Annotated in this window: 19 protein-coding genes; 9 read left to right on the top strand and 10 right to left on the bottom strand. The window is 67.6% G+C overall.

Features of this window, described 5'->3' with window-relative positions; genetic code table 11:
- Positions 1-2: 2 nt before the first annotated feature.
- Both AC1DEM_RS04955 and AC1DEM_RS04950 read right to left on the bottom strand, forming a co-directional pair.
- Positions 3-413, bottom strand: a complete 411-nt coding sequence (locus tag AC1DEM_RS04955) for a VOC family protein (protein ID WP_476883396.1) — start codon at positions 411-413, stop codon at positions 3-5.
- A gap of 5 nt (positions 414-418) precedes the next feature.
- On the bottom strand, positions 419-868 hold the full coding sequence (locus tag AC1DEM_RS04950; protein WP_476883395.1) for a helix-turn-helix transcriptional regulator: 450 nt from the start codon (positions 866-868) through the stop codon (positions 419-421).
- A 104-nt stretch (positions 869-972) separates the two neighbouring features.
- On the opposite strand from AC1DEM_RS04950, the gene AC1DEM_RS04945 reads away from it, so the two are divergent.
- From AC1DEM_RS04945 to AC1DEM_RS04925, 5 genes are read left to right on the top strand one after another with little or no spacing between them, the layout of a single operon-like run.
- A complete protein-coding gene (locus tag AC1DEM_RS04945; protein WP_476883394.1) occupies positions 973-2,220 on the top strand; it encodes a type III polyketide synthase in 1,248 nt (415 codons plus the stop codon).
- A 20-nt stretch (positions 2,221-2,240) separates the two neighbouring features.
- Complete coding sequence (locus AC1DEM_RS04940) at positions 2,241-2,993, top strand: class I SAM-dependent methyltransferase (RefSeq protein ID WP_476883393.1); 753 nt, start codon at positions 2,241-2,243, stop codon at positions 2,991-2,993.
- On the top strand, positions 2,986-4,179 hold the full coding sequence (locus AC1DEM_RS04935; protein ID WP_476883392.1) for an FAD-dependent oxidoreductase: 1,194 nt from the start codon (positions 2,986-2,988) through the stop codon (positions 4,177-4,179). The genes AC1DEM_RS04940 and AC1DEM_RS04935 overlap by 8 nt, the downstream gene beginning before the upstream one ends.
- 32 nt (positions 4,180-4,211) lie before the next feature.
- A complete protein-coding gene (locus tag AC1DEM_RS04930; RefSeq protein ID WP_476883391.1) occupies positions 4,212-5,276 on the top strand; it encodes a hypothetical protein in 1,065 nt (354 codons plus the stop codon).
- 9 nt (positions 5,277-5,285) lie between these two features.
- A complete protein-coding gene (locus tag AC1DEM_RS04925; protein WP_476883390.1) occupies positions 5,286-5,993 on the top strand; it encodes a peptide deformylase in 708 nt (235 codons plus the stop codon).
- Here the strand turns inward: AC1DEM_RS04925 and AC1DEM_RS04920 are convergent.
- The gene (locus tag AC1DEM_RS04920; RefSeq protein WP_476883389.1) at positions 5,954-8,038 is read right to left on the bottom strand and encodes a S9 family peptidase; all 2,085 of its coding nucleotides are present in this window, start codon (positions 8,036-8,038) and stop codon (positions 5,954-5,956) included. The two genes, AC1DEM_RS04925 and AC1DEM_RS04920, sit on opposite strands and share 40 nt — an antisense overlap.
- A 193-nt stretch (positions 8,039-8,231) precedes the next feature.
- On the opposite strand from AC1DEM_RS04920, the gene AC1DEM_RS04915 reads away from it, so the two are divergent.
- The 4 genes from AC1DEM_RS04915 to AC1DEM_RS04900 all read left to right on the top strand — a co-directional run bounded on the left by AC1DEM_RS04915 (position 8,232) and on the right by AC1DEM_RS04900 (position 11,692).
- Complete coding sequence (locus AC1DEM_RS04915) at positions 8,232-9,179, top strand: putative RNA methyltransferase (RefSeq protein WP_476883388.1); 948 nt, start codon at positions 8,232-8,234, stop codon at positions 9,177-9,179.
- Positions 9,180-9,418: 239 nt separating this feature from the next.
- Positions 9,419-9,880: an NfeD family protein gene (locus AC1DEM_RS04910; RefSeq protein WP_377986340.1), complete on the top strand. Its 462-nt coding sequence runs from the start codon at positions 9,419-9,421 to the stop codon at positions 9,878-9,880.
- A gap of 89 nt (positions 9,881-9,969) precedes the next feature.
- Entirely contained in the window at positions 9,970-10,926 is a 957-nt protein-coding gene (locus tag AC1DEM_RS04905; protein ID WP_476883387.1) for an SPFH domain-containing protein, read from the top strand.
- A gap of 418 nt (positions 10,927-11,344) precedes the next feature.
- The gene (locus AC1DEM_RS04900; protein ID WP_026266329.1) at positions 11,345-11,692 is read left to right on the top strand and encodes an RNA polymerase-binding protein RbpA; all 348 of its coding nucleotides are present in this window, start codon (positions 11,345-11,347) and stop codon (positions 11,690-11,692) included.
- A 110-nt stretch (positions 11,693-11,802) separates the two neighbouring features.
- Here the strand turns inward: AC1DEM_RS04900 and AC1DEM_RS04895 are convergent, their stop codons facing one another.
- The 7 genes from AC1DEM_RS04895 to AC1DEM_RS04865 all read right to left on the bottom strand — a co-directional run bounded on the left by AC1DEM_RS04895 (position 11,803) and on the right by AC1DEM_RS04865 (position 21,408).
- Positions 11,803-12,549, bottom strand: coding sequence for a polyprenol monophosphomannose synthase (locus tag AC1DEM_RS04895; protein WP_476883386.1), 747 nt, complete (start codon positions 12,547-12,549; stop codon positions 11,803-11,805).
- A gap of 497 nt (positions 12,550-13,046) precedes the next feature.
- Positions 13,047-14,690 carry an amidohydrolase gene (locus AC1DEM_RS04890; protein ID WP_476883385.1) on the bottom strand — a complete coding sequence of 548 codons (1,644 nt, stop codon included), beginning with the start codon at positions 14,688-14,690 and terminating at the stop codon, positions 13,047-13,049.
- A 132-nt stretch (positions 14,691-14,822) separates the two neighbouring features.
- Positions 14,823-17,801: a DEAD/DEAH box helicase gene (locus AC1DEM_RS04885; protein WP_476883384.1), complete on the bottom strand. Its 2,979-nt coding sequence runs from the start codon at positions 17,799-17,801 to the stop codon at positions 14,823-14,825.
- Between the two features lie 24 nt (positions 17,802-17,825).
- Complete coding sequence (gene tatC, locus AC1DEM_RS04880) at positions 17,826-18,620, bottom strand: twin-arginine translocase subunit TatC (RefSeq protein WP_476883437.1); 795 nt, start codon at positions 18,618-18,620, stop codon at positions 17,826-17,828.
- Positions 18,621-18,668: 48 nt separating this feature from the next.
- Positions 18,669-18,938 (bottom strand): Sec-independent protein translocase subunit TatA, encoded by a 270-nt coding sequence (gene tatA, locus AC1DEM_RS04875; RefSeq protein ID WP_476883383.1) that lies wholly within the window; start codon positions 18,936-18,938, stop codon positions 18,669-18,671.
- A gap of 35 nt (positions 18,939-18,973) precedes the next feature.
- Positions 18,974-19,369, bottom strand: coding sequence for a hypothetical protein (locus AC1DEM_RS04870; protein WP_476883382.1), 396 nt, complete (start codon positions 19,367-19,369; stop codon positions 18,974-18,976).
- Between the two features lie 5 nt (positions 19,370-19,374).
- Positions 19,375-21,408, bottom strand: a complete 2,034-nt coding sequence (locus AC1DEM_RS04865; RefSeq protein ID WP_476883381.1) for a helix-turn-helix transcriptional regulator — start codon at positions 21,406-21,408, stop codon at positions 19,375-19,377.
- Positions 21,409-21,497: the final 89 nt, after the last annotated feature.

Here is a 21,497-nt window from a genome sequence, read left to right as displayed (position 1 = left end):
GTTCAGAGCGGCTGCTGGATGCGGATCAGGTTGCCCGCGGGGTCGCGGAAGGCACAGTCGCGGACTCCGTAGGGCTGCTCTGTCGGCTCCTGGACCACCTCGGCACCGCTGGCCTGCAGTCGCTCAAAGGTGGCGTCGACGTCCTTGCTGGCGAGGAGGATGCGGGCATAGGTGCCCTTGGCCATCATCTCGTCGATGGTGCGGCGCTCGTCGTCGGTGACACCGGGGTCGGCGGCAGGCGGCTCCAGGACGATCGACGTGCCCGGCTGGTCAGGCGGGCCGACCGTGATCCACCGCATCCCGCCGTAGCCGACGTCGTTGCGGACCTCGAAGCCGAGCGTGTCGCGATAGAAGGCGACGGCGGCGTCGGGATCGTTGTGTGGGAGGAAACTCGCGTGAATATTGATGTCCATGGAATTTATGCTAACTGCGGTGCCGGGGCCGGCACTTCTCGATTCCTGACCGGTCTGGTCACCTGTTTCGCTACGCAGGACGGCATCCCCGCGGTCGTACGGGCAGCCTCGCGCCGGTAGACGCTGGGCGGTACGCCGACCAGCTCGGTGAAGCGGGTGCTGAAGGTGCCCAGGGACGAGCATCCGACTGTGAAGCAGACTTCGGTGACGCTGAGATCGCCGCGGCGCAGCAACGCCATCGCGCGCTCGATGCGCCGCGTCATCAGGTAGCTGTACGGCGACTCGCCGTACGCGAGGCGGAACTCGCGGCTGAGGTGTCCAGCCGACAGGTGCACACCGCGGGCGAGGGCCTCGACGTCGAGCGGTTGCGCATACTCCCGGTCCATCCGGTCACGGACGCGGCGCAGCAGGGCGAGGTCACGCAAGTGCTGCGCCCGGTCGGGTTTGCTGGTCACATGTGAGATCGTGCTACTTCGCGCCGAAGTTGTCCAGTCGGGCCGCCGTGCCAAATCCCGGGTCCGTCCATTGTCTTTGGCGGCGGGCTCACTGAGAATGAACCATGACGGTCTACCTGAGGTCCTTAGAAACTGCAGTCCCGCCAACCATCCTGGTCCAGCCCGAGGCCAGGGCCGTGTTCGCCGCACAGCCGGGCCTCACGCGGCTCGGATCCCGGCTGGTCAACACGTGCTTTGATTCAGCAGCCATCGACACCCGGCACACGGCAGTCGAGGAGCTCACCACGGACAGCCGGGCGGAAGACCCCCAGTTCTTCGACCCGGCAACCGGCTTGGTGCTCAGCCCCAGCACCAAGGTCCGCAACGGCATATTCGCCACAGAAGCGACCAAACTCTTCATTGAGGCCGCCCAAAAAGCCCTGGATGCCTGTCCCGGAATCGGGGCGCCGGACATCACCCATCTGATAACCGTCTCGTGTACCGGTTTCTTCAATCCGGGCCCGGATTACAAGATTGTCCGGGCCCTCGGCCTGGACCCGGCCGTCCAGCGGTACCACCTCGGTTTCATGGGCTGCTACGCCGCCTTCCCGGCACTGCGGGCCGCGAAGTCCTTTTGCGAGGCGGACCCTGATGCCACGGTGCTCGTGGTCTGTGCCGAACTCTGCTCCCTCCACGTCCGGACCTCCAATGATCCGGACACCATCATGGGATCGGCCTTGTTCGCCGACGGCGCCGCTGCGGCCATCATCACCGCGCGGGACATTCCGAACGAACCTCCCCTTTTGCGGCTGGACCACTTCGAAACCGTTCTGACGCCCGTCGGGGAGGACTCGATGGCCTGGAACATCGGCGACGAAGGCTTCGAGATGGTGCTGGGCAACTATGTCCCGCACATCATCGACGACCACATCATCGGCGCCCTCGAACCCCTCCTGTCCCGCGACAGCTCGCTGCAGGGACTCCGCTACCGCGACATCCAGCACTGGGGCATCCACCCGGGCGGCCGGAGCATCCTGGACAAGGTCCAGTCCCGGCTGGACCTCAGCGACGAACAGCTGGTCCCCGCCCGCGAAACCCTCCGGAACTTCGGGAACATGAGCAGCGCCACCGTCCTGTTCGTTCTCAAACACATCCTGGAACTGCCCGCCAGTGACGTGGCCGCGGACGACGCCGGGACCAGCCCAGGAGGCTCTGATGGCCCCGGCGCGGAACGGATCTGCTCGATGGCCTTCGGCCCGGGCCTGACCGTGGAAACGGCGCTCTTCACCAGGCTGGCCGCCCCGCCGCCCGCGGCGGCCGCGCGGCAGGATTCCGCGGCGGAACCGGCGGACCCAGTGGCGGTGCGGGTCTGAAAGCGGCCACGCTGAAACCGTTGAGCGCGAAGCAGGGCAGGGAACGCCTCCGGGCGGCCCTCCTGCGGGACCGCGCGTCAGACGCCGTCGAGGAAATGGACCTGCCCGGCTGCGATCCGGGCCGCCTGGAGCGCACCTATGCCCAGTTCGCACTCGTCAGCCGTGTGGTGGCCGGTTGGCGGGGCATCTATCGGACGCGGATCCGGCCGCGGCTGTCCGCGGACTCCCCCACCTCCCTGCTGGACATCGGGTGCGGCGGGGGCGACCTCTCGGTGCTGCTTGCCCGATGGGCCGCCCGGGACGGACTGCGGCTTGAGGTCACCGCCATTGACCCGGATCCGCGGGCAATCCTGTTCGCCCATTCCCGCCACGCGGCGGCGGACGTGACGTTTCGCCAAGTGAGCTCTGCCGAGCTGCTCGAAGAGGGCCACCGGTACGACGTCGTGGTGTCCAACCATGTGCTGCACCACCTCGACGGGCTGGGAGCGTTCCTTGCCGAGTCGGCCATGCTGTCCCGTGGCACCGCGGTCCACAACGACATCCGCCGGAGCCCCGCCGCGTACGCGCTCTTCTTTGCCGGCTCCTGGGTGCTCACTGGCTCCTACATCCGGCAGGACGGGCTGACCTCGATCCGGCGAAGCTATACCGCCGCGGAACTGGCCGCCGCCGCTCCCGCCGGCTGGACAGTTGCCCGCCACGTCCCGTTTCGGAACCTGTTGCTGCTGGATACTCCCGACGGCGACTATCCGGAGAGGCCCGCTGCCCGTGGCTGACGTGCTGATCGTCGGCGCCGGCCCGGTGGGACTGTTCATGGCCGCCCTGCTGCTGCAGGACGGCATGGAGGTGCAGATCCTGGAACAGCGGAGCGCACCGGAACCGCATTCGCGGGCCATCGGCATCCATCCGCCGGCGCTGTCCGCGCTTGCCGGAACCGGAGTTGCCGGGGCGCTGGTTGCCGAAGGCGTCCCGATCCGCCGCGGAGTGGCGCTGGCGGGCGGGAAATGCCTCGCCCAGATGTCCTTTGCCGGCGTCTCGGACCGTTTTCCCTTCATCCTCTCCTTGCCCCAGGGCCGTACGGAGGCGCTGCTGGAACGGCGCGTCCATGAGCTCGACGACGGTGCCCTGCACCGCGGCGTCCGGCTCACCCGGCTGTCCGACGACGGCGCCCGGGTCACCGTGGAAGCCGAATCCGGGAGCGGCCCCCTGCGCTATACGGCGCCGCTGGTCATTGCCGCCGACGGCGTGCGCTCCACTGTGCGGGCGCTGCGGGGCGTCGCCTTGCGCGGGAAGGATTACCCGGACAGCTACCTCATGGGGGACTTCGCGGACAACACCGGGTTCGGCCCGGACGCCGCGCTTTTCCTGGCCGGGGCGGGCATCGTGGAGTCTTTCCCCTTGCCCGGTCAGCGCCGCCGCTGGGTGGTCCGGCTGGGCGCCGGCGACCTCACTGCTGGAAGCCTCATGGATGGCGACATGACTGCCGGCGACATAACTGCGGGCGGCCAGGGCGGCGACGCACAGTGGCTCATGCACTGCGTGCGCGAGCGGACGGGACTCGACATCGACGCCGGGACCAACAGCATGCTCAGCCGCTTCGGCGTCCGCACACGCCTGGCCCGCCGGATGGTGACCGGACGCGTAGTGATGATCGGCGATGCGGCCCATGAAGTCAGCCCCATCGGCGGGCAGGGCATGAACCTGGGCTGGCTGGACGCAGCGGCCCTGGCCCCTATCGTGTCGGCTGCCATGCGCGGCCAGGGGGTAGAAGGCGACCTACGAACCTTTGAACGGACCCGGCTGCGGGCGGCGGCGAGGGCCACACGCCAGGCCGAAATCAACATGGCCCTGGGCCGGCCCCTCCAGGAGGGCCTTTTGACGGCGCGGAACCGGGCCATCGGAGGCGTCGCCGCAGTTCCGGCCGTGAACGCACTGATCGCCCGCCGCTTCACTATGCAGTAAGGGTGGACGAAGCCCCGGATTAGACTGTGCGCATGGACGGCCTTCTTGTGACGCGCCGGCGCCGCATCCTGCTGCGGGTTGCGGCTGCCGCTGCCGTGCTGGGCGTTGCGGCGTCCTGCAGTGCCGGCACGGTCGGCGGGACCGGCAGCACCGCAACCTCTACGACCGCGACGGCGACGTCACCGGTCCCCACCGGCCCTGTGACCGCGGAAATCAGCCAGTTCCGCGACAACTACAGCAAACAAATCATCGAAATCCAGCTCACCAACACCACCGGCGCTCCCCTGACCGTCCTCGGTGCGGAACTGACCAGCCCGCTGTTTGCGGCGCCGATCACGTGGCCGGCGCGCACCGGCGGGATAGAGCTTCCGCCGGGACAGACGAAGAGCCTGCCGGCGCCGCTGCCCGCACCGGAGTGCGGCCCCAATCCCCCTGGTCCAAGTGGACCGGGAACTGCATCCGGCGCCGCCGCGGGCTCCGCATTTGTCGCCCTCCGGCTGGCCGTGCCGCAGGGCGCCGGGCGCAACGGGCCTGCGCAACAAGGAACTGTGCAACAAGGAACTGCGCAACAAGGAACTGCGCAACAGGCAAGCGTGCCGCCTCCAGCCGACGCCACCGCACCCGCCACGGATCCGTTCGGCGTCCTGGCGCGGAACAATTCCGAGATGTGCCTGACCCGGGCCGCCTCCGCCGTGGCCGCCGTCGCACTGGCTCCGGACCTTGAGGTCGCCGCGGACGGGCGGACCGGCGTCGTGCGCCTGCTGATCCAACCGCGCGCCGCCAGCGGTTCAGGAGCTGGAAGCGCCGGTGAGCTGGTGCTTGACCGGGTGGAGGAAACCACACTCCTGGCGGAGGCCCCGCAAGCGCCATGGCCGCATTCGCTGACGCTTCGGGCCGGCGGCCCGCCGGCGGAAGTGCGCCTTGGCATCCGGCCCGCCCGCTGCGATCCCCACGCCGTGGCCGAAGACAAGGTGGGCACGCTCCTGCCGCTGCGGGTCAGGGTGGCGGACCGGGAGGGCGTCCTGAAGATCGACGCCGGCAGCCGACTTCGCGGCCGGATCTACGACTTTGTGACGAAGGCGTGCGGCCGCCAGTAGTCTGGGGGCATGTCCTTTGACGCCAGGCCCACCGACTACAGCGCCGCCCGGATTAGCGAGGCCGTCCAGGAGCTCCTGGGCGTGGGTATCTTGCCCCCGATTGTCCAGGCAGGGCATCCGGTGCTCCGGCACGTGGCGGCACCGTTCGACGGTCAGTTGAGTGACGCCGAACTGGGCCACCTCATCGACCTTATGCGCAGCGTGATGCACAAGGCCCCGGGCGTCGGCCTGGCGGCACCGCAGCTGGGGATTCCGTTGCAGCTTGCCGTACTGGAGGATCAGTTCGCGGTCGATCCCGACGTCGCTGCCGTCCGCGGGAGGGAGCCGCTGCCGTTCTTTGCCATGCTGAACCCGAGCTATCGGCCCCTGGGCGAGAAGTCCGTGGCGTTCTACGAAGGCTGCCTCTCCATTGGCGGCCTGCAGGCAGCCGTGATGCGGCCGGAATCCGTCCAGCTCGACTTCACGGCCCCGGACGGCACGCCCCTGGCGCGGACCTTCACCGGCTGGCAGGCCCGGATTGTCCAGCATGAAACCGACCACCTGCACGGAGTCCTGTTTCTTGACCGGGCCGAGCTGCGCTCCCTCAGCAATAATGCCGAATACTCCGCCCGCTGGGCCCAGCCGGACATCAACCGCGCCCGGCAGGAACTCGGGTTCCTGCCGGACCCTGCGGAGGATTACGGCTGCGGTGCCGGATTCCCGGCGGATGGCAGATAGCGGCCCCACCACTTCAGGATTTCATCGAACCGCTGCTTCCGGTGGTGCGGAGTACCGGACCGGGACAGCTCGTGGTTCTCGCCAGGAAAGACCAGGAATCCGGTCTCGACGCCCTGCTGCTTAAGGGCAGTGAAGTACCGCTGCCCCTGCTCCACGGGGCACCGGAGGTCCTCCTCGCTGTGGATCACCAGCGACGGCGTCCGCACGTTCTCCACGCGGGCCATGGGACTCTGCGACGCCATTTGCTCCGCCGAAGGGCCGGTGTATTCCCCGCCGAAGAACCAGCCGATATCAGAAGAACCCGTGAAGCTCACGGGATCCAGGAAACCGCGCTCGACGATGGCCGCCCGGAAACGGTGATCGTGGCTGATGGTCCACGCTGTCAGGTAGCCGCCGTACGATCCGCCCATGATGCCGACATTGGCGCCGTCCAGGTCCTCAAACTTCTCCACGGCCCCGTCCAGGAAGGCGAGGACGTCCTGCATGTCCACGGTTCCCATCCGCTCCTTGATGGACCGTCCGTGGTCCTGGCCGTAGCCGGCCGAGCCCCGCGGATTGCACATGAGCACGGCATACCCGGCCCCTGCATAGACCTGGGCTTCGTCGAACAAGGCCACGCCGAACTGGGCAAAAGGGCCACCGTGGATGTTCAGTAGCACCGGGTGCGGCCCTGGCCCTGCCGGCTTCACGAGCCAGCCATGGACCGGGTACCCGTCGACCGAGGGCAACGTCAGTTCCTGCGGCTCGCTGATGCCCGCAACGCTCCGAAGCGGCGCGGAGAAGTCCGTCAAGCGGCGGACCTGCCCGCCATCGACCACGGCCAAGTCCCCTGCCGTGGTCAAATCGCTGAAACTCACCACGACCGTCCCCCCGCCAACCGCGGCCCCGGTCACCACCCGGTTCCCTTCCAGGACGACGGTGTGGGCTCCCGTCGCGTCGAATTCGTGCAGTTCCACGGTTCCCCGAGCATTGTTCAGCACCAGGGCGCTCGCGGCGCCGCGCAGCTCGATCCGGCTCCCGCCGGAGAGGTCCAGGGTCTCGGCGTCGCTGAGCGCTGTCGCGTCTCCGCCGGCGGAAGGCGTGGCATACAGGGCGGTGTTCCTGGCCACGAAGTCCCGGCCGGACGCGCCCAAGTCCTGGGCGAGGAAGAACAGCCATTCCCCGTCCGCGGACTGGCGTACGGCACTGATGGTCTGCCGTCCGGTATTGCCCGGAGTGACGGCCTGCGGTTGCCCTCCGGCGGCGGGAACGGCGTAGATGCTGCTGACCAGGTCGGTGTCCCGGTCCTCGTGCAAGGCCGCGGTGAAGTAAATGGTACCGCCGTCGGCGCTGAAGCTGGCGTCGTTGTGGTCTGCTGCCCCGGTGGTGAGTTGCTTGGCGTCCGGCAGCAGGCTGGCGCGGGTCTCTGCGGGGTCGGCCGCGGCGCCGAGGGCCTTGAGGGCGCGTCCGGCCGGGGCCACCTTCGGTTCGGCGTCAAGCTGCGGCACCTCGATGAGGAATAGCTGCAGGGGCTTGTCGGCCGTGTAGCCAAGCCCGTTCATCCGGTACTGGAAATCGGTGATCAGCCGGGCGTCCTCGCTGCCTGCGCCCACGCCGTCGATGCTGCCGTACCGGCCCTCGTCAGGAGTCCTGGCACCGAAGACAATGCTGCGGGAATCCGGTGACCAGGCAAAGGAGCTGACCCCCAGTGGGGCGGCCGTTAGCAGTTGGGGTTCGCCGCCGGCGGCTTCCACCACGTGAAGCTGCGGCTTACCGCCGGCGGCCGCACGCAGGAACGCGAGGGCCCGGCCATCTGGTGAAAAGTCGGGTGCGGTGTCGCGGAAGCCGCGGGTTAGCCGGCGCGGCCGGTGGTCCGGGTTGGTGGGGTTTGGGTTGTCCGAGTTTGGATTCTTCTGCTCAGGGTCCAAGGGCACGGTCCACAGTTGGCCCACGTAGGCGTCGGCATCGAAGTCCGGGCGGATCACGGACACCACGGCGCGGGACCCGTCAGGGTGCACGGTGGGGGCTGAGACGGAATTGAGCAGCGGTAGATGTTCAGATTTCACGATTGCGAGCCTAGCCCGTGGTGCGCGAGCTGTGAAATACCTCACGTCCTGTGGGTGCGCCGCGTTCCCTGTCGGCTTCCCATTCCCCACGCGGCGCCCCTGCCGCCAATTGCCCCAGCGTGCCGCGTTCCGTGCCGCCTCCAGCATGCCCTGTCCGCGAGGAGGGCCGGGGATCCGCGCTTAGGATGAAACCATGCCTCCCGCCACCGAATTTCCCCTCCTGTGCCCGGTGTGCCGGGACGCTCTGCGGTTCGGTGCCGGCGGTGCCCGCACCCTGGTGTGCGGCGCTGGCCACAGCTTTGATGCTGCCAAGCAGGGATACTTCAACTTCCTGGTCGGCAAGGGGACTGTTTTTGAAGCCGACAGTGCGGACATGGTGGCGGCCCGCTTCGATTTCCTGTCGGCGGGGCACTACCAGCCGCTGGCCGATGCCATTGCCGAGCTGGCAGCGCCGGCGCTAGTGGCCACCCCGGGCCGCCGGGGCGTGGTGCTGGACGCCGGAACGGGAACGGGCCACTACCTCAGGGCCGTGCTGGATCGTGTCGTCCGGGACCTGGCCGCCCACGATGGTGCAGCATCGGATTTTGCATTGCCGGGCGAGCCGCCGGCGGAGAGTGTTCCGGCGGACAGCGTTTGGGCCGCGGCAATCGGCCTGGACATTTCCAAGTTCGCACTGCGCCGCGCCGCCAGGATGAACCCGGAAGCCTTGAACGTGGTCGGTGACGTGTGGCAGCCTTTGCCGGTCGCGGAGAACGCCGTCGACGTCGTCACCGTGGTCTTTGCCCCGCGCAACGCACCCGAGTTCACCAGGGTGCTCCGCCCAGGCGGCCGCCTGGTTGTTGTCACGCCACGGCCCGGGCACCTGGAGGAGGTTGCCGGCCTCACCGGGATGCTGGGGATCGAACCGGCCAAGGATGAACGGCTCGCGGCATCCCTGGGCCAGCATTTCGCGCCCGTCGAAACACGGGATCTGGACCTGGCATTGACCCTGAGTCCGCGCGACGTCGCCAACCTCGCCTACATGGGACCCGCCGGCCACCACCTGGACCGTGCCGCACTCGCAGCCCTCGCGGCCGCGCTTCCGGCGCGCACCGCTGTCTCGGCCCGTTTCCGGATCAGCGTTTTTGAGCCCACCCCCTGACCAATCCTGGCGCGACGCCGCGGCGCCGCGTCTGGGCACGCATTCAGGACACCCCGAACAGCTGCCTGAGGCGAATTGGGGCGGGGAAACCGGGGCAGGAGCCGACCCGTGAATAACGACTTGGCCACTTTGTCCATCAATTCCCAACTCCCTGTTCCAGCTATTGCCCTTCCGCATAGGATGGAAAGACAGTTACTGGGGAACTGTGCCCGCAGCTCCCGGAACTCAAGGGGGAATAGATGTCTGAATGGTTGATCGAGAATTGGTGGGCCCTGTGGCTCACGCTCTTTCTCCTGTTTGCCGTGGTCGAGATGATCACTCTGGACCTGTTCTTCATCATGCTCGGCGGCGGCGCCCTCGCCGGGCTCGTGGCGGACTTCGCCGGCGCAGATCCGTGGCTGCAGATCATCGCCTTCTGCGTGGTATCCCTGCTCATGATCGGCTTCGTCCGGCCGGTGGCCTTGAAACATCTGCACCGGGGCCCTGCGGATCAGCGCACGAACATCGAACGCCTCATCGGCGAGTCCGCCGTCGTCATGGAGGCAGTGAACGAAAGTGGGGGCCTCGTCAAGATTGGCGGGGACGTCTGGAGTGCACGGTCCCAATCGGGAGTGCTGGTGCCCGGGCAGCAGGCTGTTGTCAGTGCCATCGACGGTGCCACAGCGATCGTGGCCCCGCAGCCGGAATCGGCAATCCAATAACCGCAAGCAGTTCTGCGGCCACAGCTGTCCGGCAGCCCGCTGAACTGCCTGAGCGAGAACAAACCAAACAACTGGGGAATAGGTGATGTATGGATATCGCAGTCGCAATTGTGCTGCTGGTACTAATTGCGTTCGTAATTATTGTGCTGGTCCGGTCGGTTCGGATCATTCCACAGGCCCGGGCCGGCGTTGTTGAACGGCTGGGCAAATACCAACGCACGCTGAACCCCGGACTTACCCTGCTGATCCCGTTTGTGGACCGGTTGCTGCCGTTGCTCGACCTGCGCGAGCAGGTGGTTTCCTTCCCGCCGCAGCCCGTCATTACTGAAGACAACCTCGTGGTTTCGATCGACACCGTCGTCTACTTCCAAGTCACTGACGCACGGGCCGCCACCTACGAGATCGCCAACTACATCCAGGCCGTGGAACAGCTCACCACCACCACCCTGCGCAACGTGGTGGGCGGCCTCAACCTTGAGGAAGCGCTGACGTCGCGCGACCAGATCAACGGCCAGCTCCGCGGAGTCCTGGACGAGGCCACCGGTCGCTGGGGCATCCGGGTCTCCCGGGTGGAGCTCAAGGCGATCGATCCGCCCCACTCGATCCAGGATTCGATGGAAAAGCAGATGCGGGCCGAACGTGACCGCCGCGCTGCAATTCTGACGGCCGAAGGCACCAAGCAGTCCGCAATCCTGACTGCCGAGGGCCAGCGTCAGTCCTCCATCCTGAAGGCCGAAGGCGACGCCAAGGCCGCGATCCTGCGGGCCGACGGCGAGGCTCAGGCCATCCAGAAGGTCTTCGACGCGATCCACAAGGGCAACCCGGATCAGAAACTGCTCGCCTACCAGTACCTCCAGACCCTCCCGAAGATTGCCGAGGGAAGCTCGAACAAGCTGTGGATCATTCCCAGCGAAATTGGCGAGGCCCTCAAGGGGATCGGCAACGTACTGGGTGCCAACGCGGTCCAAGAGCAGGTGTCCCCGACGTCGGACGTTGCTCCGCCGTCAGCGCCCGTCGGTGCGGACGGCCAAGGGCACCTGCCCTGAGCCTGCGCCCGCCCCGGTTCATGTGGACGCCGCCCGCGTAACTGCACGGCCCGAGTGGTCCCTGCTGGCCCCCGCAGCCTGGCCGTCTCGGCCCGGCTGCGGGGGCCGGCCAGCTTAAGCCGGGCCAGACGGGTACAGCCTACGCAGTCCCACCCGCGGGACCACTCGCTTTACCTCGCAGGCACCACTCCCGTATACTTGGTTATTTGTCCGGTCGGTTCAGCCGTCCGGAACAAAAACGCTCCGCACAGCGTTGAATCCAATAGTGTTCCAAACAGTTTTTGTCCACTGCTGACTGTCTTCTGGCCGGGCTCTACGGGCCAGGCACGGTACAGCGCGGTGGAACCAGATGTCCGGCGCCTGACGGCCCCCGGACAACGCAGGGCTGGACCTTGCGAACCGAATAGAGGGAGAAAAGATGAGCGATCGCAGCCTGCGGGGTATGCGCCTTGGCGCACAGAGCATGGAGACCGAATCCGGCGTCGAACCGGCTCCGCGCCAGCGGGTTGAATACCGTTGCGAGGACGGCGAACAGGTGTTCGTGACGTTCTCCTCGGAAGCCGAAATTCCTCCGGTCTGGGTGTCGAAGACGGGCAAGGAGGCCTTGCTGGTGGACGGCGAACGCCCGGTCAACAGCAACGAAAAGGCAGTGCGCACGCACTGGGACATGTTGCTGGAGCGCCGCTCGCTTCCCGAGCTTGAGCAGATCCTCGAAGACCGCCTCACGATCCTGCGCGAACGCCGCGGCGAACGCCGCTCGGCCTAGCCCAAAGAACACCGGCTACGGCAAGGGCCGGGCCTGCATCATTTCTGTTGATGCGGGCCCGGCCCTTTTTGGTCCGGATTGCCATCCGGGGACGGGAGCCGTCCGCGCTGCTAGGCGGCCTGCCTGGTGTCCTGCTTGCCCCGGAGCTTGTTCCAGCGGGCCGTGAGCCCCCATTTGGTGACGTTGATCATGGCTTCGACGACGATGTTGCCGCTCATCTTCGAAGCGCCGAGCTCCCGCTCAACGAAGGTGATGGGACGTTCCACGATCGTCAGGCCGAGCTTGGCCACGCGCCAGGCCAGATCCACTTGGAAGCCGTAGCCGACCGAGTCCACGGTATCCAGGTTCAACTTCTCGAGCGTGGTCCGGCGGAAGGCGCGGAAGCCGCCGGTAACGTCCTTGATCTTCACGCCCAGCATGATCCGGGCATAGGTGCTGCCGACCCGGCTGATGGCCTGGCGGTAGATCGGCCAGTTGACCACACGGCCGCCAGGAACCCAGCGTGAGCCCATGGCGAGGTCCGCGCCCTGTTCCACGGCCTCGAGGAGCTGGGGCAGCTGCTCGGGCTGGTGCGAGCCGTCGGCGTCCATCTCCACGAGGATGTCGTAGCCGGCGTCGAGGCCCCACTTGAAACCGGCGATGTACGCCGCGCCGAGGCCCGCCTTTCCGGCGCGGTGCAGGACGTGGACCTGGCCGTCTTCGGCGGCCAGACGGTCCGCCAGCTGCCCCGTACCGTCGGGGCTGTTGTCGTCGACAACCAGCACGTCGGACGCGGGCACGGCTGTCCGCAGGCGACCGAGGGTCTTGGGCAACGATTCCAGCTCGTTATAGGTCGGGATGATGGTGAGGACACGCACAGCGAGGCCTTTCCTTGAAGGGAGCGGTCGGGGCGCCGAACGTCAGTCGTTCTGGATATTCAGGCGCAACTTCCCATTATAGGGAGTTACGCGCGCCTGAAGGGGCCGAATGACCCCCCGGGCAGGTCCACCCGCTACGGGCCAGTTCCGGCAGGCCTCGAATTGCGACGCCGGAACCGTTTTCTGCTGCAAAGTGGACCCGCCCCCTGGGGGTGCCCGTGGTCATGACCAGGAAGCTCCCGCGGGTGCGGGAACCTGGGATGGACCGGGGACTGCCGGAGCCTGCGCCGAGCGCAAGCCTCCGTTGCCCCTCAATGCTACGGGGGCGGACCGATCTGTCAACCGAGCGGTGACCTGCCGTTATGTGCATCGCTCCAGTTCAGGGCATGGTTGCCGCCGCGAATGTTTCGGCTTCGCCGGGCGGATGACGAACCCAGCCTGAGGCGCCAAGGTTCAGGGCGCCGAGGGTTCAGGCGCCGAAAGTTACGCGCCGAAAGTTATGCGCCGAGGGCGCCGCTGGCATAGAGTTCCTGGCCGTCCCGTACCGTCAGCAGGCAGGCCGGATCGCTCCCCGTGTCCAGCGCCGGCAGAAGTGGTGTGCGGGCACGCGGATCGGTGCTCCAGGACTGCACCCGGCCGTCGGCAACCTGGACCATGAGTTCGTCGACCTCCCAGACCGCGAAGCTGGCCGGGGCCCCCGGCACCAGCTGCCCGGCCATGGGGTTGGGGTAGCGGGCGGCCCGCCAGCCGGCCCGCGTGTGGCCAAGGAACGCCGCCCGGGCGGAAATCTGTTCCGCAGGGTTGGTGTGCTGCAGGCACGCCCGCACGCTGGACCACGGACGGAGCGGCGTCACCGGGCTGTCGCTGCCGAAGCAGATCGGCACACCGGCCGCGTAGAAGCGTGCAAAGGGGTTCATTCCCAGCCGGCGGGAACCAAGCCGCTGCTGGTACAGGCTGTCCCCGCCACCCCACAGGGCGTCGAAGACCGGCTGCGCGCTGACGGTGACCGAATAGCGCGCCAGCCGGCTGATGGCTGCTGCATCCGCTAGTTCAACATGCTCGAATCGGTGGCCCGCGGCGCGGACGCGCTGCTCCCCCACCTCGGCCGCGGCGAGGTCGAGAGCATCGAGGGCCGCGTCCAGGCCGGCGTCGCCGATCACGTGAAAGCCTGCCTGGATCCCCAGGAGCGAGCACGCCGCAAGGTGGGCGGCTGCCTCGGCCACGGAGAGGTACAGATTCCCGCGCTCCCCCGGCGCGTCGGCGTAGTCCTCACGGAGGGAGGCGGTCCGTGAACCGATCGAGCCGTCAATGTTCAGGTCCCCGGCCAGGCCGAGGACGGACACGCCCAGGCCCTCAAGGATGGACTGGCCATGCTCCTGCGATGTGGCCAGTTCGCCCCAGTACGGCAGGATCTCCGGGACAGCGTCCCGGCCGTCATTCCAGGCCGCCGCGAGCTGCAGGTCCTCGACACTCCCGATGTGGGGGGCGGCCATCTCGGCGAGGGCCACGTAGCCGTTGGCGGCCGCCTCAGCGAGGGCTCGCCGCTGGTAGGTGCGCAGGGCGTCGGCCGGCAGCTGGCGGGCCGTGCGGCGGGCCGCGGTGTGTGCCCCGCGTTTGACCTGGCTGCCGCCGGCGTCGCCATCGAGCCCGTCCACTCCGGCCGACGCCGCCAGGGAGCTTGAAACCAGGGCCGAGTGGACGTCTACGCGGGACAGATAGACCTGGCGGCCGCCGGCCGCGCGTTCGATTTCGTCCCGGCTGGGCAGGGTGGGATCGACCCAGGTACTTTCGTCCCAGCCGTGGCCCAGGACGGTGCCGTTGGCAGGAGAGGCCGCTACGGCGTCGAGCAGTTCAGTGGCCGAGCGCACGCCGGCCAGCTGGAGCCCCTCCAGCGCGATTCCGGTTTCCGTCACGTGGATGTGGGAGTCGACGAAGCCGGGGGCCAGGAGCGCGCCCTGCAGGTCGATCACTTCCATGGAGGAGTCCGCGATGGAAGTGGCGGCCTGCTCGGAACCGACCCAGGCGACAGTGTCGCCGTCGACCAGCATCGCGGTGGCAAAGGGATCGGCCGCAGTGTAGACGGAGCCGTTGCGGTACAGCGTGACTTTGCGGGAGGCGGGGGTGGCTGGCGAATCGGTCATGGGACGGGAACTCCTTGTAGCTGGTGGCCGGCCCAGCGCCGGCGGGTTCAAAGGTCGTGGAAGTCTCAGTAGCGGGCAAGCGAGCGGGCCAGCGTGTGGGGGCAAGGGGAGGCGGGCGCACGGCCCGCAGCCCTACGCCACGGAGGAATAGGCGACGACGCCGCGTTTGATGAGTTTGATGGCCTGCTCGCACAGCCGCGCAATCCGGGGGTCGAGGTTCGGGATGTCGGCCAGCTGGTCCAGGAGGTCAATCACCTGTTTGACCCAGCGGACAAAGTCGCCCGCAGCCAGGTCGGTGCCGCTCAGCACCTCTTGGAGGTGCCGGCCCTTGGCCCATTTGAAGATCGGCCAGACGAGGCCGAGTTCAGGCTCGCCGGTGAGCGGCAGCTTGTTGGCCTCCTCCACGTCCTCCAGTGCGGACCATTCGCGGACCACGATGTCCACCGCGGACTCCAGGGACACACTCGGCATCTTGGGCCGCAGGCCGCGGTCCTCGCGTTTGGCCTGGTAGACCAGCACGCTGGCCAGGGCGGCGATCTCGGCGGCGTCGAGGTCGCTGAACGCCCCCATCCGCAGGGACTGCGAAATCAGCAGGTCCTTTTCGCCGTAGATCCGCCGCAGGCGTTGCCCGTCCGGGCTAATGGACAGCACGCCGGTGTCCGAGGTCTCCAGGTAGCCGTAACCGGTCAGGACGCCGCATACGCGGTCGAAGGTCTTGGCGATGGTGTTGGTCCGGCCTTGAATCTGCCGGATGAGGCCGTCCGTTTCCTGGCGGAGCTTCCACCAACGTTCGGACCAGCGGGCATGGTCCTCGCGTTCGCTGCAGCCGTGGCACGGGTGGGCGCGGAGCTCGCGGCGCAAGTCGTTGATCCGTTTCTCCTGGTTGGGCGCAGCGGAGGCCCGGCCAAAGTCTTCGTCGCGGCGCGGGGGCGCGGGCGGCCGGTGCTCGCGGATGGCGTTGCGCACCGAGGACGCCAGATCGCGGCGGGACTTGGGGACCTTGGCGTTGAAGGACTTGGGAATCCTGATCCGCGTGATCGGCGACAGCGGACCTTCGACGTCGTGCAGTCCGATCCGGCGGAGCTGGTTGTCCAGCGTCATGACTGCGGGCCGGGGCTCCCGGGATTCGTGGTCGGAGCTGAGCACCACCGCCAGCCCGGGTGACTTGCCGGCGGGGACATCCACCACGTCGCCTGGCAGCAGCCGGCTCAGGGAGTCCTCCGTGAGGGACTTTTTCGCCCGGGAACTGCCCCTGGAGGCGGTGGCCTCGGCATCGCCCAAGGCCCGCCGCAACCGCGCGTATTCGGTGAAATCCCCCAGATGGCAGGTCATGGCCTTGCTGAACCCGGCGATGGATTCCTCCCGGCTCCTGACTTGCCTGGCCAGCCCAACCACGGAACGGTCTGCCTGGAACTGGGCAAAGGACGATTCGAGGATCTCCCGGGCGCGGGGCCGGCCGAATTGCGCCAGGAGGTTGATCGACATGTTGTACGTGGGGCGGAAACTGGAGTTCAGCGGGTAGGTCCGCCGTGAGGCCAGGCCCGCGACGGCCGCGGGATCCGTGCCGGGTTGCCACAGGACCACGGCGTGGCCCTCGACGTCGATGCCACGGCGTCCGGCGCGGCCCGTCAGCTGGGTGTACTCCCCCGCCGTGATGTTGACATGCGCTTCGCCGTTGAACTTGTCCAGCTTTTCCAGAACGACGCAGCGGGCCGGCATATTGACGCCGAGGGCGAGCGTTTCGGTGGCGAAGACGGCCTTGACCAGTCCGTCGACGAACAGCTTTTCCACGACCTCTTTGAAGGTCGGCAGCATGCCGGCGTGATGCGCGGCGAGTCCGCGCAGCAGGCCGTCCCGCCAGCTCCAGAAGCCGAGCACATCGAGGTCGTCGGAGGGGATGTCCTGGGCGGCCTCGTCGACGCGCTGGGCGATGATCTGTTGTTCGCGCTCGGTGGTCAGCCAGAGGCCGGCCGCCACGCACTGGGCCACGGCGGCATCGCAGCCGGCCCGCGAGAAGATGAACGTGATGGCCGGCAGGAGGTCCTGCCGGTCCAGGCTGGCGATAACCTGCGGCCGGCTGGCCTTCCGCACCGGGCTGCGCTGGGCGCTTTGCGGCTCGTCCCGCTGACTGCGTTGGTTGCGGCGCTGGCTCCGGCCGCCATGGCCGAAGCGGCCACGGAAATTCATCTGGCTCTCGGCGCGCGCCATGGAAAGCAGTTCCGGATTGACCTCGAAGCCGGGCCGACCGGACAGTTCTGCGGTGACGGCCACGGGGGCTCCGGCGGCAACTGCCTTGCCTGCTCCGGTCCGGCCTGCCGCCGCCCGGCCGGCGGCCTCGCCCGCAGTTGCCTGCCCTGCAATTGCCTCACCTGCAGTTGCCTCACCCGGCAGCGCGATCTCGTCAAAACTGGTGTCGCCGGCAAACAGGTCCACGATCTTCCGGCCCACCATGACGTGCTGCCACAGGGGCACCGGGCGGTGTTCGGAGACGATCACGTCTGTCTGCCCGCGGACGGTGTCGAGCCACGCACCGAACTCCTCGGCGTTGGACACCGTGGCGCTTAGCGATGCCACCTGGACCTCGCTGGGCAGGTGGATGATGACTTCCTCCCACACCGCGCCGCGGAAGCGGTCAGCGAGGTAGTGGACCTCGTCCATGACCACGAAGCCGAGGTCATCCAGGGTGTCCGAGTCCGCGTAGAGCATGTTGCGGAGCACCTCAGTGGTCATCACCACCACGGGAGCGTCGCCGTTGATGCTCGTATCGCCGGTCAGCAGGCCCACCTGGGCGGCGCCGTACTTGGCGGCGAGCTCGGCGTACTTCTGGTTGCTCAGGGCTTTGATGGGCGTGGTGTAGAACGCCTTGAGTCCGCGCTGGAGGGCCAGATAGATGGCAAATTCCCCCACGATTGTTTTCCCGGCGCCGGTGGGAGCGGCCACCAGCACGCCCCGCCCGGCCTGCAGGGATAGGCATGCTTCGCGCTGGAAGTCATCGAGTTCGAATTCGAGCGAGCGGATGAACCCGCCAAGATAGGTTTTGGCTTCGGCTGCCCGCTCGACGCTGGCGCGGTAACGTTCGGACGGCGATTCCGGCCCGGGGTGTGACGACATGCTTCCAGCCTAATGCGCGAAAGGCTAGAGGTTCTCCAGCTCGGAGCTGGGGGTGGCCTGGTCGGCTGTGGCTTCGGTCTCGGCCACGCGTTTGACCTCGCGCCGCTCGCGCCGGCGGTCGTTGAGCAGGCAGAGCCCGATCGCGGCGAAGAACAGCGCCAGCATGGGGACCGCGAGGTAGAACATGCTGGTGGCGTCGGCGCCGGGGGCGGCCATCGCGGCGAAGAGGCACACCAGGAACACTGTGATGCGCCAGCTCTTGAACAGCTGCTGGCCCTTGACGAGGCCGGCCAGATTCAGCCCCACGAGGACCACCGGCAGGAGGAAGGCGACGCCGAAGGCGAGCAGCAGCCGCAGGACGAAGGTCAGGTACACCTGGGCGCTAATGAAGTTGGAGCCGCCCGACGGCGTGAACTCGGTCAGCACCCGCACAGCGTTCGGCAGCACCATCCAGGCCAGCAGGACGCCGCCCAGGAACAATGGCACGGCCGCGGCGACGAAGGACAGGGCCATGCGCCGTTCCTTCTTGTGCAGCCCGGGGACAATGAAGGCCCACAGCTGGTAGAGCCAGACGGGGCTGGCAATGATCAGGCCCAGGAACACGGATACCTGGATCATGAGGTCGAACGAACTCGCGACGCCGTCAAAGTTCAGGGTGGCCTGCCGGCCCTGCTGTTCGTTCAGGTCGCGGATTGGCTTGGTCAGCGCAGCCAGAAACGGCTGGTAGACGAGGAAGCCCACCACTGTCCCAATGACAACGGCGATTGCCGCCTTGAAGAGCCGGTTGCGCAGCTCTTTCAGGTGGTCGAGGAGCGCCATCCTCCCCTCGGGGTTCGATCGACGGCTCACGGTTAGTGCCATGCGGTCTTAGGCGCGGGTCGACGGCGGAACGTCGGTTCCGTCGCCCGTGCGGCTTTCCGGTGCGCCGGCCTGCGGGTGGTTGATGACCCGGCCTTCGACAGGCTCGGAGCCATCCTTGGCGTCAGTGGTGCCGTCCTTCTTCATTTCCCGGACTTCCGACTTGAAAATGCGCATCGACTGGCCCAAGCTGCGGGCCATGCCCGGCAGCTTTGGCGCAGCGAACAGCACCAATGCCAGAATGATGATGATGATGAGATGCCAGCCTTCAAGCCTCATGGGGGGAGGTCCTTTCGTTTAAATACATCGTATGTCTAACGCGTTTCGATGTCGCGCAGAGCCTGGGGTTGCCCGCGGTCCTTCTTGCGCTGGATGCGGCGAAGCCGGCGGGCGTTCTGCCGGGCGAACTTGGATGCGTGGTAATCATGTCGCATCCGGGCAGGTGAGGCAAAAACGGCGTCGCCGGGAACCGGCCGAGGGTCTGCATCCGTGCCGTCCGGGGTGACACCGTCTCCGTCGGCGTCGGCCGTTGCGGGCCCCGCTGCGGGGCTCGAAGGCGAGGGCAGGCGGGAGAACCGTTCGGCGGCTTCCCCCAATTCCTCAAGCGTGGTCATGGCTTGCCGGTAGAGCCGCAGGCCGAGCACGCCGAAGAACAGCAGCGACAACGCGATGAGCGCTATCCAAATAACGATCCAGGACCACCAAGGCATGCCGATCAGTCTATCGGGCGATCGGAGAAGGCTTTGTATTGCGTCAGGGCCGCGGCGATCCATTCCCGCGACGCGACCGCGAGGGCGCCTGGCTGCAGGATCCGCACCATCCCGCCGTGCTGGGCTACGAACATCGGCAGCCAGTCCGTGCTGCCGAACCGGATTTCGGCGAGCATGCCGCCGCCGGGCAGGGCCGCTGTGCGCTCGGCGTAGTAGTCGTCAGCGAGGCCGGTGCCGCGGGGCGCAAGTTCCACCACCACCACCGTGTCGTCGTCGTTCGGGGTGAACAGTTTCACCGGAAAGCTTTCCGCCGGTTTCGCCGCGGCGGCCGCCGGCAGGCCGTTGGGTTCGAGCGCTTCGATCCTGTCCAGCCGGAAGTTGCGCAGGCCCTGGGCAGAGTGGCAGTACGCCTCGAGATACCAGGTGTTGTCCAGCGAGTAAAGCCGCAAGGGGTCCACATCGCGTTCGGACACGGCGTCCCGCTGCGGCGAGAAGTACAACAGGCGCAGCTGCGTTCCGGACCCGATGGCCGCACGGGCGGTTTCGAGGATGGCGGCGTTACCGGGAGCCACCTCCGGTCCTGAAAGCGCGGCCGCCTTCAGCCCCTCCTCCCCCGCCGCGGCCATGAGTTTGAGCGTCACCGATTCGAGTGCGCCGCCTTCGGCGAGCTCAGGGAGGCCGTTGAGGGTCTCCAGGCCGGTCAGGAGGGCGCAGGCCTCGTCCACGGTGAACCGTACGGGACGGGTCAAGTCCAGTGCCTGGGTGATGAAAACGTGGTCATCGTCCCACTGGATGTCCAGCAGATCGTCGGGATAGCCTTCCGGCAGGCCCGAGCAGATCAGGATGCGCAGGTCCTCCTCGAGCGCCTTGCGGGTGATCCCAAACCTGGCGGCGACCTCGCTGATGTGGAGTCCCTGGTTATGGACCAGGAAGGGCACGAGCTGCAGCATCCGCTTGAGCTGGTCCTCCGAGGTGCGTTTGCGGGTGCGGCTGGCGGGTCCTGCCGCCGGGAAGGCCACATCCGGAACGGGCCCGGCGGCGAAGGCTGCGGCGGCGGTGAGGCGGCGCCGGACGGCGCCCTCCAGCTCGGGAGGTGAAATCACGGTGGCCCGGGGACCGTAGGAGGCCAGCTCCTCGCCCAGCGTCTCGGCATCGCGGAAGGGCACCGTGAGCCGGTCCGTCCCGCCCGCGGGCCGTTGCAGCCCGGGTTCCAGAGTTCTTGGTTCCTGACCTGAGTCCGGAACCGCTTGCGCCCGTTTGCGCAGCCCCAGGAGCCGTCCCTGCTCGACGTCGACGACGGCGTGCTGCACCGGCAGCTCGGCCAGGGCCGCCAGCTCGGCGCGGACATTGAACCCGGCGGGAGGCGTGAAGCTTTCCTTCTCCAGCACGGTCACGGCGGACGTCAGGCGGGAGAGCCGGAAGAAGCGCTTGTCTCCCCGGCCACGGTCGTGGCCCACGAGGTACCACTGGCCGAAGCGGCTGCCCAGGCCCCAGGGCTCCACCAGCCGTTCCTGCTCCTGGCCCGTGCTGCTGGCGAGGTAGCTGAACCTGACCGGGTGCTGGGCGTGCATCGCGGCCACCAAGTCTTCGAAGGCCTGGCCTGCGGGCCGGATACGCGGCTGGACGCCGGTGGGGAGTTCGGCGTCGACGAGGCCGCCGGCGGCCTGCAGCTTACGGACCGCGTCCACGGCGGCTGAGCCGAGGGCGGCCTGCTCCCAGAGCTGCGCCGCGAGGATGAGGACGGTGCACTCTTCGGGGGTGAGGCTGACGTCGGGCAGCCGGTTCGATTCCTTGCCGATCCTGTAGCGGGTGGTTGCCGGGTCATCGGACCCCCAGCCGGTGTCTGTCACGGTTTCGACGTCAAAGCCAAACTGGCGCAACTCGCCTTTGTCACGTTCGAACATGCGGCCGAAGGCGACGTCACTGCTCGTGGTGTCGTGGTAGACCTTTTCGCGCAGCTCACCGCGGCGCAGGCCGTACTTGGTGTTGAGCAGGGCGATGAGCAGGTTCAGGAGGCGTTCTGTACGTGAGGCGGACACCCCGCAAGGGTACTAAAGCCGATCCCGGAAAATGACGAAAGCGCGGCAACAGCCGGAAGAACTTTTCCGATTGTTACCGCGCCTCGGCC

The organism is Arthrobacter sp. 05T420 (genome assembly GCF_056396305.1).
This window is presented reverse-complemented; position numbering and strand designations above follow the sequence as displayed.

Excerpts from the sequence above, each read along its gene's own strand:
- AC1DEM_RS04900 (WP_026266329.1), top strand. The coding sequence starts at position 11,345 with ATGAGCGATCGCAGCCTGCGGGGTATGCGCCTTGGCGCACAGAGCATG.
- AC1DEM_RS04885 (WP_476883384.1), bottom strand. The coding sequence starts at position 17,801 with ATGTCGTCACACCCCGGGCCGGAATCGCCGTCCGAACGTTACCGCGCC.
- AC1DEM_RS04910 (WP_377986340.1), top strand. The coding sequence starts at position 9,419 with ATGTCTGAATGGTTGATCGAGAATTGGTGGGCCCTGTGGCTCACGCTC.
- AC1DEM_RS04945 (WP_476883394.1), top strand. The coding sequence starts at position 973 with ATGACGGTCTACCTGAGGTCCTTAGAAACTGCAGTCCCGCCAACCATC.
- AC1DEM_RS04925 (WP_476883390.1), top strand. The coding sequence starts at position 5,286 with ATGTCCTTTGACGCCAGGCCCACCGACTACAGCGCCGCCCGGATTAGC.
- AC1DEM_RS04905 (WP_476883387.1), top strand. The coding sequence starts at position 9,970 with ATGGATATCGCAGTCGCAATTGTGCTGCTGGTACTAATTGCGTTCGTA.
- AC1DEM_RS04870 (WP_476883382.1), bottom strand. The coding sequence starts at position 19,369 with ATGCCTTGGTGGTCCTGGATCGTTATTTGGATAGCGCTCATCGCGTTG.
- AC1DEM_RS04930 (WP_476883391.1), top strand. The coding sequence starts at position 4,212 with ATGGACGGCCTTCTTGTGACGCGCCGGCGCCGCATCCTGCTGCGGGTT.
- tatC (WP_476883437.1), bottom strand. The coding sequence starts at position 18,620 with ATGGCGCTCCTCGACCACCTGAAAGAGCTGCGCAACCGGCTCTTCAAG.
- AC1DEM_RS04890 (WP_476883385.1), bottom strand. The coding sequence starts at position 14,690 with ATGACCGATTCGCCAGCCACCCCCGCCTCCCGCAAAGTCACGCTGTAC.
- tatA (WP_476883383.1), bottom strand. The coding sequence starts at position 18,938 with ATGAGGCTTGAAGGCTGGCATCTCATCATCATCATCATTCTGGCATTG.
- AC1DEM_RS04955 (WP_476883396.1), bottom strand. The coding sequence starts at position 413 with ATGGACATCAATATTCACGCGAGTTTCCTCCCACACAACGATCCCGAC.
- AC1DEM_RS04915 (WP_476883388.1), top strand. The coding sequence starts at position 8,232 with ATGCCTCCCGCCACCGAATTTCCCCTCCTGTGCCCGGTGTGCCGGGAC.